Consider the following 12,844-nt stretch of genomic DNA (forward strand, 5'->3'; position numbering starts at 1 on the left):
TATGGACGTTCCATGTGCACTCCGAACTTGCGGGTTCGGGGCGCATCACCTACCAATCTTGAAACACAGGCCGATCTTACGGCACGGGCATTGGTGCGCGCATTGATCCCGCTAAACGGACCTCCGGCAAAGGATTTTCCTATGAGCAAAGCAAATGTCATCGCCGTCGGAACCTATCCGGCTTGGGATCAGGACGCGATGCGCGAGGGGTATGAGCTGACCGAAGTCGCAACCCCTGACGACATTCTAGACCTGACGCAGGAGATCCGCACGGGACTGCGCGCGCTCGCATTGATTGGGCATAAGCCCCTCACTGGCGCGCATATGGACGCCCTGCCGAACCTTGAGATCATTGCGAATTACGGCGTTGGTTATGACGCGATTGACGACGCGGCGGCCTCGGCCCGCGGCATCAAGGTCACGAATACCCCTGACGTTCTCAACGACGATGTGGCCGATACCGCCTTGGCGATGATGCTGGCGCTGACACGGCAAATTCCGCAAGGACATGCACATATCCAGACCGGCGCGTGGCAAAGCGGCCAACGCTTCCCGCTCAATCGCCAATTCTCGGGCGGCGTTGCGGGGATTATGGGATTGGGGCGGATCGGTCGCGAGATCGCGGATCGTCTTGTCGCGTTCAAAATGGATATTCACTACCATTCGCGCGCACCCAAGCCCGACGCCCCATCAAATTGGGTCTATCATGCCACGCCCGAGAGCCTTGCAGCGGCGGTCGACTGGCTGGTTGTTGCTTTGGTAGGCGGCGCGCAAACCGAAAACTATGTCTCTCGCGCGGTGATCCAAGCCATGCCCGAGGAGTCCATCCTTGTGAATATCTCGCGCGGCAGCACGGTCGATGAGGATGCGCTTCTGACCGCGTTGGAAACCGGAGCGATCCGCGGCGCAGCCCTGGATGTGTTCCGCAACGAGCCCAATGTCGATCCCCGCTTTTTGAAGTTGGACAACGTGATTTTGCAGCCCCATCAGGGCTCAGGCTCTGTTGAGACGCGCAAAATCATGAGTGCGCTGCAACGGGCGAATATCGATGCGCAGTTGGCGGGCGAGCCTTTGGTAACGCCGGTGAATTGACCGGCCTCACCCTGCGCGCGCATTTTGCTCACCGTGAGCGGGACTTTAGGCTACATCATATTTAACCATTCGATCAAAGCACCCATCAACAACGAGGCCCCGATGACATTCGCGCACTACCCCTCCTTGAACGGCAAAACAGTGGTCATCACCGGCGGCGCATCCGGCATTGGTGAGGAAATCGTGCGCGCGATGATGGGCCAAGGCGCGCGGGTCGGCTTTATCGATTTCGACGCGACACGCGGCGCGGCTTTGGCGGCAGAATTGGGCGGCGCGGCGGCGGGCATCGTCCATGCCAATTGCGACCTGCGCGATATCGAGGGGCTGCGCGAAGCGATCCAATCTCTCAAATCGCAATTGGGTCCGGCCGATATTTTGGTGAACAATGCCGCGCGCGATGATCGCCATGATTGGGCCGATGTAACGCCCGAGTATTGGGACGAGCGGATGAATACCAATTTGCGGCACATGTTCTTTGCGATCCAAGCCGTTGCGCCCGATATGATCGCCAATGGGGGCGGGTCGATCATCAACATTGGATCGAATTCGTGGTGGGAGGCGGTGGGCAATTTCCCTGCCTATGCGACCGCGAAAGGCGCAGTCCACGGCCTGACTCGGACGATGGCACGCGATTTGGGCAAGCACCGCATCCGCGTCAACACGGTCGTTCCGGGGTGGATCATGACCGAGCGACAAAAGACCCTTTGGGCGACACCCGAGGCGCTGGACGCGCATCAAAAACGTCAGTGTCTGCCCGATTTGATCGAGCCGGTCTATGTTGCGCGGATGGTGCTGTTTCTTGCCTCGGATGACGCGATGATGTGCACGGCCAGTAATTTCATGGTGGAAGCGGGATCGATTTAAGCCCGTCGCAAACGCCCCCCACGCGTTTCGCACCCTTTATTTCATGTATCTGTAACGCCTGTTTTCTTCCCCTCAATCTTCAGGATCGCCATGTCGGCCTCTTTCAAGACATCTGCCGCGCAGAACGCCGCCGTGCAGGACATCGCCGTGCAGGACACTCCGGACATCGCCGGACACCGCCCCCCGCTCCCCGATCGCGCGCTGTTCCGCCGCGGCTGGCGCGATGGCTATGTGGCCTGCCTGCCGTTCATCCTCGTAATGGTGCCATTCTCGATCCTGTTCGGGGTTGTGGGAAAGGATGCCGGGCTCGATATTTTGCAAGTGATGGCGATGAGCATCGTTGTCATTGCAGGCTCAGCCCAATTCGCGGCGGTGGCGTTGCTGCAAGAAAACGCGCCGATCCTTATCATCCTCGCTGCATCGCTGGCGGTGAATTTGCGGATGGCGATGTATTCGGCGGCCTTGCAGCCGCATGTCGGCAAGGCGCCGCGCAAGGCGCGGATGTTGATGGCTTATGCCATGGTCGATCAGACATTCGCCGTCGCCGTCAAAACCTATGAGGCGCGCCCCGAGATGACGATGCCGGAGAAGATCGGCTATTATTTCGGATGTGTCTCGTGCATCTGCCCGCTTTGGTATTTGGGCTGTTTTGCGGGCGCTTTGATGGGGCAGGCAATCCCGCCAGAGCTTTCGCTCGATTTCGCGGTTCCGATTTGCTTCATCTCCGTGGTCGCGCCGATGTTGCGCAGCCTCCCCCATATCGCCGCCGCGCTCGCATCGAGCATCGTGACGGTGGTGTTCGCGGGGCTGCCGTGGAACCTCGCGCTGCTCATCGCGGCGGCGGTCGGCATGGTGGTTGGCGCACAGGTCGAATACTGGCGTGCGCGGCGCATCGCGGCACAGGCGCACCATGAGGGAGTGACCCATGATTGATCCCAAAACCTTCTGGATCGTGACCGCGCTTTTGGGCATCGGCAGCTATTTGATCCGCTATTCGTTCATTGGTTTTTGGGGGGATCGGCAATTGCCGGACTGGGCGCAAACGCATCTGCGCTATGTCGCCGCCTCCGTGTTTCCGGCGCTGATCCTGCCCGCGCTGTTATGGCCCAAAGCCACGGAGGGCGAGATCGACCCCGCGCGGATCGTGGCGGCGGTTGTTGCGCTTCTTGTGGCCCGCACCGGACGCGTGACCACGGCGATTATCTTGGGAATGGCCACGCTTTACGGCGTGCAATGGGCGCTCAATTCTCTCGGGTAACCGTCTGCAAAACATCGCAATGAAAAAGCCCCACCGGCGAACCGGCGGGGCTTTTTGATGTCAAAAAGGCGAGGACTTAGTCTTGCGTGCTGCTCTCGTCGCTTCCCGCCATTTTCATCCGGCGCTTGAGCACCTTGCCGAAAATCACAGGCGCGACAAAACCAAGGATCGCAACCGTCCAAAGGGTGATTGAAAGCGGGCTGTCAATCAATGTGCCCCAATTCCCGTTGTCGATCGTGATCGCACGGCGCAGGTTGTTCTCCATCGCGTTGCCAAGCAGTGTCCCGAGGATAATCGGCACGAGCGGCACGTCAAACTTGCGCAACACCCAACCCAGAACACCGAAGCCGATCATCACCATCAGATCGAAGGTGGAGCCGGAAATCCCGTAGATCCCCACGAAGCTCACCATCGCCACCACAGGCATCAAGATACGCGGCGGGATCAGCAAGAGGCGGGTGAACAGGCCGACCATCGGGATATTCATCGCCAGCAACATGAAGTTCGCGATGAACAGTGCCGCAATCAGGCCCCAGACCACATCGGGTTGCTGCGTGAACAAAAGCGGCCCCGGCGTGATGTTGAGCGACAACAAAACCGCGAGCAACACCGCCGTCGTGCCCGATCCGGGAACGCCCAGCGCGAGCATCGGAACCAAAGCGCCGCCTGCGGCTGCGTTATTGCCCGCCTCAGGTGCCGCGACACCGCGCGGATCGCCCGTCCCGAATGTGCCCTCTTTGTCGACAAGGCGCTTTTCCGTGGAATAAGCGAGGAAGGACCCCAAAGACGCCCCTGCCCCCGGCAAGACACCCGCGATGAAGCCTAGACCCGACGAGCGCAGCATGGTCGGCAAGGTGAACTTCAACACGCCCGGCGCCGGTGTGAGACGGCCAATGTCCATCGCCGCTTTGTTCGCGCCACCGTGGCGATGCTCGAGGAACACGAACACTTCCGACAGGGCAAACAGGCCAACGATCGCGACAAGGAAGTCGATCCCGTCGTAAAGATGCGTCTCCCCGAAGGTGAAACGTGGCACACCCGTTTGGCTGTCGACCCCGATCATCGCAAGCCCAAGGCCCAGCGCCGCAGCGAAGGCGGATTTGGCTTGATTGGTCGAGGAGATCCCGCCCAGCGTGGCAAAGGCCAACACGAACAGGGCGAAATACTGCGCCGGTCCAAACAAAAGCGCGATTTTGACCAGCTGCGGAGCCAAGAGCGCAAGGCCGATCGTGGCAAGGAACGAGCCAATGAAGGAGGCAATGCCCGACAAGGCCAGCGCCTCGCCTGCACGGCCCGCCTGTGCCATCGGATACCCGTCAAGGCAGGTCATCATGGCGGGTTCATCACCTGGAATGTTGAGCAAGATCGACGAAATCCGCCCGCCATACATCGCGCCATAATAGACCGATGTCAGCAAGATCAGCGAGGGCGTCGCCCCCAAGCCCAACGAGAACGCCAGCGGGATCAAGATCGCGACACCGTTCGACGGCCCAAGACCCGGCAGCGCCCCCATCAGCGTGCCAAGGAAACACCCCAGCAAGGCAAGGCCAACGTTTTGCCACGTCAAGGCGACGGCAAAACCGTCCGCAAGAGAATATAGCGTATCCATTCGCAGCCCTCCTCAGAACCCGAGCGGGCCCTTGGCAAGCGACAAGCCAAGAACCAGATGGAAAACAACGTAAATCCCGACCGAGGTCAGAACCCCGACGAGAACGGCTTGCAACGGTGCCGTGCCGAGCCGCCATGTGAGATAGGAAGCTGCGAGCGCCGTCGAGATGACAAAGCCAAAGCTTGGCAAAACGCTCGCGTAGAGCATCAAGGCCACGACGGCCGCGCCAATTTCGACCAAACGCATCAGCGGCGGCCACGCGGGTTCCGCATCGGGCTTGAGGGCGATCACGAGCGAGGAGATGCCTAGCACGGTCGCGATGATAAGAGGAAAGGCCTTCGGCCCAACGGAGTCGGAGAGGAAACTCTCCTCGATGATCAACGCCGCCCATGCGAAACCAATCGCGAGTAGCAGCCCGATCACACCAAAGATGCGGTCGCTCATAGCTTGTCCTTTGTGAAAACGGCCTTCGATGGCGGGGGCATCAAAGGTCTTGGTACGGATGCGGGGTCGTTCAAGGGGTTTTTCGGCAGGCGGAGCGCAATTCGCCCGTCGACCGCTGCACGCCAACCCTGACACATCCAGTCCCCCGCCCACGCCGCAACTTAGGCGGAGAGAGCGGGCGGGGGCTTGGGTTACTTGATGATCCCGATTTCTTTCGAGATTGCTTCGATCTGCATCACCGACTCGTCAACGAAGGTCTGGAACTCGGCGCCTTGCAAGCTCAGCGGTGCGAGGCCGGACGCTTCCATCGTGGCTTTCCACTCATCGGATTCGTAAAGCGCGCCAATTTTCTCAACCCATGCGGCATAGGCATCATCAGACATCCCGCCCGGGCCGTAGAACCCGCGCCAGTTTGCACCGACCGCGTCAACGCCTTGCTCTTTCGCGGTTGGGAATTCGGCATACTCACCGCTCAGACGCTCGGGCGCCAAGACGGCGAGAACGCGGATATCACCGGAATCGACGAAGCCTTTGGCTTCCGACATATCGCCCGTGAACGCCTGCACCGATCCTGCAAGAAGCTGGGTCACAGCCTCGCCGCCCCCATCGAACGCGATGTAACGAACGGCCCGAACATCATCGATTCCGTAAGCGTTTGCCGCGATGAGAACCTTCAGGTGGTCCCAACCACCTACCGCAGAGCCCCCCGCAACCGCGATCGACTTGGGGTCGTTTTTCATTACATCAAGAAGTTGTGGCAGCGTGGTGATCTCGCTATCCGCATCCACGGCAACGACGCCATAATCCGCGCCGACCGAACCGATCCAGCGCACTTGGTCACGCGTATTGCCCGGATAAGCCCCCTGCGCGAGACGTGTCGCGGTCGCGGTCGATGCCGCGACGATCAGATCGTTGCTATCGTTGCGCTTATTGACGACTTCGGCGAAGGCAACACCGCCGCCGCCGCCGGCGAGGTTCACAACCTGCATCGTTTTATCGATCAACTCGAGATCTTGCAGCGTCTTGCCAACCTGACGGCATGTGAAATCCCAACCGCCGCCGGGGTTCGCGGGGGCGATACACTCGGGCGACGTCGGGTTATAGCCCTGCGCGCCAGCGGACAGCGCCGTCATTCCCAACAAAGCAGCCGCGAGAGTCGTGCGGGTGTTCAAAAATTTCATGGTTTCCTCCTTAAGATTTCAGGCACCCTCGGGCGCTAGGGCCATCACCGGTCCGCTCGCGCGGTCTCCTCCCGATGAGGTGCCGTAGATGTGATAGCGCCGGAACCTGTCATGAACCTGTCAAACCACCCGCCCCTTTGCGCGCCCCTCTTGCGCCCGCGCCGTTGCTCCCTGTGATGCAAGGACTTGCGCGTCGGGGCCTATCGGCGGCACATTGAAGAGACCAGCGCGCGCCCCACGTGTTGCGCGATGAGGCTTTGCCACCTATCAGGCACTCAGGATCGGTTGGAGGAACGACAAGTGCGGCTTTTGCTCGTTGAGGATGCCCAAGACATGGCGGAGGCTGTGATGATCCGCCTCGCGCGGTCGGGCATGGCTTGCGATCTGGCCGCGAGCTTGGATGAAGCGCGGGGGTTTTTGGATGTTCAACGCTATGATGTGATCATTTTAGATATCAACCTCCCCGATGGCTTGGGCACGGATCTTTTAGCGGAGCTGCGCGCGGCGCAAGATCGCACGCCTGTGTTGATGCTGACGGCGCTTTTCTCTGTCGATGACCGCGTGACTGCGCTCAATCTCGGGGCGGATGATTATCTCGTAAAACCATTTGATCACCGAGAGTTGGAGGCAAGACTTCAAGCACTTCACCGCCGTGAATCCGCCCAAAAAGGCGAGGAGATCAGGGTTGGTCAGTTGTGCTTTAACCCCACCGCCCAAACGGCGAGCGTACGCGAGGAGCCGCTGCATCTGACGCGGCGGGAATTTGCGTTGCTGGCGATGCTGATACGCAACCGCGGGAAAATCATGAGCAAGGAGCGGCTGTTTGAGGGGCTTTTTTCGTTCAATGATGCGGATGTCGGGCTGAACGCAATCGAGCTCTACATCGCACGGCTGCGCAAAAAGCTCGTTCATGCGGGCGTGGTGATCGAGACGCAGCGCGGATTGGGCTATCGGTTGGATCTCGATGGCTGACCATTTTCCCTTGCGCGCGCGCGGCCCATTGCCCGTCCCCCCATTTCCCGCCCCCCCATTGCCCGCCCCCCCGTATAACGGACCCGCGCGATGAGCCGCCCTTCGCCTGCGCGCCACTGGCTGTCCTTACTGCGGCGCGGCGGCGTGGTATCAAGGCCGACCGCAGGGCACGCAATCGCGCCCGCCTCCACCCTCTCACTCTCGGCGCGCGTGTCGCTGGGGGTGATATCGCTTCTGGTGGTGGGCGGAATTTTGACCTCACTGGCGGCCTTCGCCTATGGCCGCCAAGCCGCGCGCGAGGCCTATGACAGGCTTTTGCTAGGCGCCGCGAACGACATCGCCGCCTCTGTCATTGTCGTGGACGGTGCGCTCTCGGTCGATCTGCCGATCTCGGCGTTTCAACTTCTTGCCCTGGCCCCCGAGGACCGCATCGCCTACCGTATCAGCGGCATCGATGGCGCGCGGCTGACGGGCTACGAGCTCGACCTGCCGCCGCGCCGCACAACGCCACGCCCGACCTTCATGGATGCCGAATTCGCCCATGAGCCCGCGCGGTTTGTCGCGGTCAGCAAACGGTTTTCGGAACGTGATCTGGCCGGAACCGTTGAGATCGTCGTCGGCCAAACGCTGCGCGCGCGCAATGCGCTCGCCCTCGACATCACGCGTAACGCATTGATCGCGCTTGGCCTTGCGGGGGTTCTCATGTTGATCCTCGCCGCCCTGATGGTGCGCCATGCGATGCAACCGCTTGAGGCGATTGCAAGCGCTTTCGCCACCCGAGATCCGCATGATCTGACGCCGATGACCACGCCAGTTCCGCGCGAAGCGGTGGTGATGATGCAGGCGATGAACGGGTTTATGGCGCGGTTGGATCGTCAGATCGGCGCGATGCGCAATTTGATTTCCGACACCGCGCATCAGTTGCGCACCCCTGTCGCGGCCTTGCGGGCGCAAGCGGATCTTGCCGCCGAGGAGCGAGACCCCGACCGGCGCGCGTTGATTGTGGACCGCATCCACCGCCGCTCGCTGAGCTTGGGGCGCTTGCTTGATCAGATGCTCTCGCGCGCGTTGGTCATCCACCGTACCGATAGCATTCGCCCGACCCCGATTGATCTGCGCGAAATCGCGCTTGATATCCTTGATGCGGGCGATCACGCGCTCTTGGCCCCCACGGCGGAGCTGAAACTCAAGATTGATGACCTCCCGGTGATGGTTCTGGCCGATGAGGTTTCTTTGAGCGAGGCCGCGAAAAACCTCGTCAGCAATGCCCTCAAACACGGGCGCGCGCCGGTGACACTTGGCGCAAGCTTTGAGCCGGATGCGACGGATGCGACACAGGTCACAGCAACCCTTTGGGTGCATGATGAGGGCGACGGCCCCAGCGACGAGGTTCTTGCCTTGCTCGGCCAGCGGTTCGCGCGCACCGCAGCCTCGCGCGGCGAGAGCGCAGGTCTGGGGCTATCGATCGGGCATGCCGTCGCGCAGGCGTTTGGCGGCACGCTGACCTTTGAACGCCCCCCGTCGGGTGGTTTTCGCGCATCGCTGCGATTGCCCCCCGCCAAGATTGACGCAGCCCTTGATGCCAACGAGGCAACGCCGCCCCGTCACCAAACCGGAGGGTTATGATGCCCCAGATCACCCCCGCTTGCCGGATCTGGCGATGCCTGCTCACCCTTCGGGCGTTCGCGCGTGCGACGCTCACCCTCGTTGCGCGCCCCGCGCTCGCCCTGTGCCTTGGTGCGCCGATCGCAACCGCACAGGAGATGACGCAGAGCTTCGGGCCGGATATTCCGCGCCCGCTGGTGGTGCGATCCACCACCGATCTCAAGATCTTCGCGCCCGTTCTGGAGACGTTTTTGCGGACCCACCCCGATATCACGATCCGGTACGAGCAATGGGGCTCCAACGCGCTGCATGAGCGCACCTTGAACGAATGCCAGTCACTAGAGGATGTCGCATCCCCCCTACGCCCCGATGAACGTGCGGATATCGTGATATCCTCGGCCGTGCATCAGATGGTGGAGTTGGTCAATTTGAGTTGCGCGACGCCTTACCGGTCCGCGCAGACGGAGGCCCTGCCCGATGCGCTGCGCTGGCGCGACGAGGTTTGGGGGATCACGCGCGAGGCAGCCGTCATCATCTATAACCGCGCCTTGGTGCCGCAGAGCGACATCCCCGCAACGCGCTTCGCGTTGCTCGATCTGATGCGCCCGATTGGCACCCCTTATGAGGGGCGCGTTGCGACCTATGATATAGAGGCCTCGGGCCTTGGCTATCTGTTCGCGTTTAAAGACAGTCAGGAGGCGAGCACTTTCGGCGCGCTTTTGGAAAGTTTTGATCGCAGCGGCGCGATTGCAACCTGCTGTTCGGCAGAGATCATCGACGGGGTTGGCGAGGGGCGCTATCTGCTGGCGTACAACGTTCTGGGCTCTTACGCCTTGGCCGCGCAAGATCCGCGCGTCGGCATCATTCTGCCGCAAGATTATACATTGGTGCTCTCGCGCGCCTTTATCATGCCGCGTCACACGAACAGTTTAGCGGGGGATGCGCCGGATGCGGAAGATCCTGCACGCGCCCAAACACAACGCTGGGCGACGCAGCTTCTCGATTTCTTGTTATCGGCGCAAGGGCGCGATGCACTGACGAGCGTTCACCTCATGAGCCCCGTTCTATCGGATCAGGGCGCGGCCGAATTTTCGGTTTCGCCCTCCACATTGCGCCCTATTGAATTGCTGCCAACGCTTCTCGTGGCCCGCGATAGCCTGACTCGCGGCCAATTCATTGCGCGCTGGCGTGACACATTCACGCAAGATCCCTCTGAACGCCGACGCGACAGGAACTGACCCGTAACGGAGCCCCCCCCGTCGCGTCGGATCGCGCGACGATAACCTTGCGTCACCCCGTCTCGCCAGGCGCCATTGTCGCAAGAGCTTTAACGAACCGTCACTGAACGGTCACGGTCCTCCATCACATCTGCACCCAGTTCAACCGACCTGAAATCCGCAGGCAAAACGCCTTCCGGATTTTTCATGAAGCAGATTTTTTGGCGGAGATATCCATGCTCAAACTTGCAACAGTTTCCACTCTCGCACTGTCATTGACAGCTGGCGCGGCACTTGCACAAACCGACATCAGCTGGTGGCACGGTATGGGCGGGCGCAATGGCGAGGTCGTGAACGAAATCTCGAAAATGTTCAACGACGCCCAAAGCGAATGCGCGATCACGCCGCTGTCGAAGGGCACCTATGAGGAGGCTCTCTCCTCGGGGATCGCGGCCTTCCGTTCCAACGAACAACCAAACATCCTGCAGGTATTCGATGCCGGCGCTGCAACGATCATCAGCGCGAAAGGCGCAACCGTGCCCGCTGAGGATCTGTTGCTGAACGCAGGTGCCGATTTCAAGCGCGAGGATTTCATTGCGGGCGTGCGGAACTTCTACGCCGATGCGGATGGCAAGTTCATCGGCATGCCGTTCAACGCCTCCGCGCCGATTTTGTATTTCAACACCGAGGCGCTTGAGGCCGCTGGCGTTGAAGCGCCGAAAACCTGGGAAGAGTTTGAAGCCATTGCGCCGAAGCTGAAAGACGCGGGCTACATTCCCTTGGCCGCGTCGCAGTTGACTTGGATGATGGTCGAGAACTTCAAATCGCGCAACAACCAGCAATTCGCCACGAATAACAACGGCTATGACGGCTTTGACGGCACGCAAATGATGGTGACCGACGCCAATCAGGTGATGATGTTCGACAAGCTCAAGGAATGGGCGGATGCGGGGCTTTACGGCTTCTACGGTGCGGGTTGGGCCGATAACCAAAAGCCGTTCGAGGAAGGCAAAGCCGCAATGTGGATCGGATCGTCCGGCTCGTTCGGCGGGTTGCAGCAAACCGCAACCAAGCCGTTCTCCGCGACCTTCATGCCCTATTGGGACTCGATCGAGGGCGCAGGCACACAATCCTTCATTGGCGGCGCGGCCCTGTTCGCGATGTCGGGGAAATCCGAAGCAGAGAACACCTGCACCGCGGCGTTCTTCTCCTACCTGACATCGCCGGAAGTCCAAGTGTATTACCACAAAGCCACCGGCTATGTTCCGATCACCGAGGCCGCGTATGAATTGGCCAAATCGGAGGGCTACTACGACGAACAACCCGTCGCGGAGATTGGCATTCAACAGCTGATGCTGCCGGGCGGTGACTGGTCGAAAGGCTACCGGATGGGCTTCTACCCGCAAATCCGTTCGGTGATGGAACGCGAATTCAACCGCATCTTCTCGGGCGAAGTGACCCCTACGGAAGCGTTTGAGACGATCGAAACCGAAGGCAACCAGTTGCTTGACCGGTTCTCCAAAACCGCGGGCTAACGCCTCCCCTCGCACATTTCAGGGCTTCCGGCTGTTGTCGGGAGCCCCCTTCCTTTGTTGAATTGGCTCCCGAATGTCCCACCCCTCCTCCGTGCCGCCCACGTCCGCACTGCCGCTTCCTGCGGGATCGACGATCGGATTGGCCAAAACGCCCCGCGTCCGCAAACGCCTCCCCGCCCCGCCCGCAAAGCGCGTGCAATTCAAGGGCGGCGTGACACCGTGGGCGTTTGTTTTGCCCCAGTTAATGGTTGTCGCCGTGTTTTTCTACTGGCCCTCGGTGCAGGCCGTCACCTCCTCATTCTACCTCGAAGACCCGTTCGGGTTCGGTTCGACCTTCGTCGGAATGGAGAATTACGAGGATGTTGTGAGCGGATCGGAATACCGGTCCATTGCCGCGTTCACGGCCCTGTTTTGCGTCGTTGTAACGACACTGGCCCTGTCGATCGGATTGCTTTTGGCGGTCAAGGCAGACAAGGTGATCCGCGGCGCAAGTGCTTATAAAACCGCGTTGATTTCTGTGTATGCGATTGCGCCACCGGTTGCGGGGCTCGTCGGTATGATGTTCTTTGATATGCATATCGGCCCGTTCAAGGATCTCGCCGCATTTTTCGGATATGACCTGCGCGTGGGGATCAATTATTGGGATACCGCCGCCGCGATGACCATTGTCGCGGTGTGGAAGCAGATCCCCTATAACTTCATCTTCTTCCTGTCGGGTCTACAATCTGTTCCCGCCTCAATCCGCGAAGCCGCTTTGATTGACGCGCAATCGGGTTGGCGGCGGTTTCGGGATATCACGTTGCCCCTCCTCGCACCGACCGCATTTTTCCTGCTGATCATCAACGTCACCTATACGCTGTTCGACACATTCGCGATTATCGATGTGATGGTCAAAGACAAGCCCGCCAACAACCCAATGACCCTCGTCTACAAAGTCTATCTCGACGGTTTCAAAGGCAACGACATCGGCGGCTCCTCCGCGCAATCGGTGATCTTGATGCTGGTCGTCGCGGCGCTGACCATCGTGCAATTCCGCTTCCTCGAGCGTCGCGTTCATTACGGGTGAT

At 60.4% G+C, this 12,844-nt stretch carries 12 protein-coding genes; 9 read left to right on the plus strand and 3 right to left on the minus strand.

Annotated features, from left to right (window positions below; translation table 11 throughout):
* Window positions 1-141 precede the first annotated feature (141 nt).
* From SJY32_RS08600 to SJY32_RS08615, 4 genes are all read left to right on the plus strand, one after another.
* A complete protein-coding gene (locus SJY32_RS08600; protein ID WP_376873877.1) occupies window positions 142-1,092 on the plus strand; it encodes a 2-hydroxyacid dehydrogenase in 951 nt (316 codons plus the stop codon).
* Window positions 1,093-1,194: 102 nt separating this feature from the next.
* Entirely contained in the window at window positions 1,195-1,956 is a 762-nt protein-coding gene (locus SJY32_RS08605; RefSeq protein ID WP_376873879.1) for an SDR family NAD(P)-dependent oxidoreductase, read from the plus strand.
* 90 nt (window positions 1,957-2,046) lie between these two features.
* Complete coding sequence (locus SJY32_RS08610; protein ID WP_376873881.1) at window positions 2,047-2,889, plus strand: AzlC family ABC transporter permease; 843 nt, start codon at window positions 2,047-2,049, stop codon at window positions 2,887-2,889.
* The gene (locus tag SJY32_RS08615; protein WP_376873883.1) at window positions 2,882-3,214 is read left to right on the plus strand and encodes an AzlD domain-containing protein; all 333 of its coding nucleotides are present in this window, start codon (window positions 2,882-2,884) and stop codon (window positions 3,212-3,214) included. Before SJY32_RS08610 ends, SJY32_RS08615 begins: the two co-directional genes overlap by 8 nt.
* Window positions 3,215-3,290: 76 nt before the next feature.
* Here SJY32_RS08615 and SJY32_RS08620 read toward each other — a convergent pair whose 3' ends face one another.
* From SJY32_RS08620 to SJY32_RS08630, 3 genes are all read right to left on the minus strand, one after another.
* The gene (locus SJY32_RS08620; protein WP_376873885.1) at window positions 3,291-4,823 is read right to left on the minus strand and encodes a tripartite tricarboxylate transporter permease; all 1,533 of its coding nucleotides are present in this window, start codon (window positions 4,821-4,823) and stop codon (window positions 3,291-3,293) included.
* A gap of 12 nt (window positions 4,824-4,835) precedes the next feature.
* A complete protein-coding gene (locus tag SJY32_RS08625; protein ID WP_376873887.1) occupies window positions 4,836-5,267 on the minus strand; it encodes a tripartite tricarboxylate transporter TctB family protein in 432 nt (143 codons plus the stop codon).
* 191 nt (window positions 5,268-5,458) lie between these two features.
* On the minus strand, window positions 5,459-6,448 hold the full coding sequence (locus SJY32_RS08630) for a Bug family tripartite tricarboxylate transporter substrate binding protein (protein WP_376873888.1): 990 nt from the start codon (window positions 6,446-6,448) through the stop codon (window positions 5,459-5,461).
* 300 nt (window positions 6,449-6,748) lie between these two features.
* Here SJY32_RS08630 and SJY32_RS08635 point away from each other — a divergent pair, with 300 nt between their 5' ends.
* The 5 genes from SJY32_RS08635 (at window position 6,749) to SJY32_RS08655 (ending at window position 12,843) form a co-directional block, all read left to right on the plus strand.
* Complete coding sequence (locus SJY32_RS08635) at window positions 6,749-7,420, plus strand: response regulator transcription factor (protein ID WP_376873890.1); 672 nt, start codon at window positions 6,749-6,751, stop codon at window positions 7,418-7,420.
* Between the two features lie 90 nt (window positions 7,421-7,510).
* On the plus strand, window positions 7,511-9,046 hold the full coding sequence (locus SJY32_RS08640) for a sensor histidine kinase (RefSeq protein ID WP_376873892.1): 1,536 nt from the start codon (window positions 7,511-7,513) through the stop codon (window positions 9,044-9,046).
* Window positions 9,046-10,263 (plus strand): ABC transporter substrate-binding protein, encoded by a 1,218-nt coding sequence (locus SJY32_RS08645; RefSeq protein WP_376873894.1) that lies wholly within the window; start codon window positions 9,046-9,048, stop codon window positions 10,261-10,263. The genes SJY32_RS08640 and SJY32_RS08645 overlap by 1 nt, the downstream gene beginning before the upstream one ends.
* 215 nt (window positions 10,264-10,478) lie before the next feature.
* A complete protein-coding gene (locus SJY32_RS08650; RefSeq protein WP_376873896.1) occupies window positions 10,479-11,777 on the plus strand; it encodes an extracellular solute-binding protein in 1,299 nt (432 codons plus the stop codon).
* Between the two features lie 73 nt (window positions 11,778-11,850).
* Window positions 11,851-12,843 (plus strand): carbohydrate ABC transporter permease, encoded by a 993-nt coding sequence (locus SJY32_RS08655; RefSeq protein WP_376873898.1) that lies wholly within the window; start codon window positions 11,851-11,853, stop codon window positions 12,841-12,843.
* Window position 12,844: the final 1 nt, after the last annotated feature.

Origin of the sequence: Albirhodobacter sp. R86504 (genome assembly GCF_042466415.1) — a bacterium.
Lineage (GTDB): Bacteria > Pseudomonadota > Alphaproteobacteria > Rhodobacterales > Rhodobacteraceae > Albirhodobacter.

What these genes read in the sequence shown, in the direction of transcription:
- SJY32_RS08615 (WP_376873883.1), top strand. Translation starts at nt 2,882, where the DNA reads ATGATTGATCCCAAAACCTTCTGGATCGTGACCGCGCTTTTGGGCATC.
- SJY32_RS08620 (WP_376873885.1), bottom strand. Translation starts at nt 4,823, where the DNA reads ATGGATACGCTATATTCTCTTGCGGACGGTTTTGCCGTCGCCTTGACG.
- SJY32_RS08630 (WP_376873888.1), bottom strand. Translation starts at nt 6,448, where the DNA reads ATGAAATTTTTGAACACCCGCACGACTCTCGCGGCTGCTTTGTTGGGA.
- SJY32_RS08610 (WP_376873881.1), top strand. Translation starts at nt 2,047, where the DNA reads ATGTCGGCCTCTTTCAAGACATCTGCCGCGCAGAACGCCGCCGTGCAG.
- SJY32_RS08640 (WP_376873892.1), top strand. Translation starts at nt 7,511, where the DNA reads ATGAGCCGCCCTTCGCCTGCGCGCCACTGGCTGTCCTTACTGCGGCGC.
- SJY32_RS08650 (WP_376873896.1), top strand. Translation starts at nt 10,479, where the DNA reads ATGCTCAAACTTGCAACAGTTTCCACTCTCGCACTGTCATTGACAGCT.
- SJY32_RS08645 (WP_376873894.1), top strand. Translation starts at nt 9,046, where the DNA reads ATGCCCCAGATCACCCCCGCTTGCCGGATCTGGCGATGCCTGCTCACC.
- SJY32_RS08600 (WP_376873877.1), top strand. Translation starts at nt 142, where the DNA reads ATGAGCAAAGCAAATGTCATCGCCGTCGGAACCTATCCGGCTTGGGAT.
- SJY32_RS08655 (WP_376873898.1), top strand. Translation starts at nt 11,851, where the DNA reads ATGTCCCACCCCTCCTCCGTGCCGCCCACGTCCGCACTGCCGCTTCCT.
- SJY32_RS08625 (WP_376873887.1), bottom strand. Translation starts at nt 5,267, where the DNA reads ATGAGCGACCGCATCTTTGGTGTGATCGGGCTGCTACTCGCGATTGGT.
- SJY32_RS08605 (WP_376873879.1), top strand. Translation starts at nt 1,195, where the DNA reads ATGACATTCGCGCACTACCCCTCCTTGAACGGCAAAACAGTGGTCATC.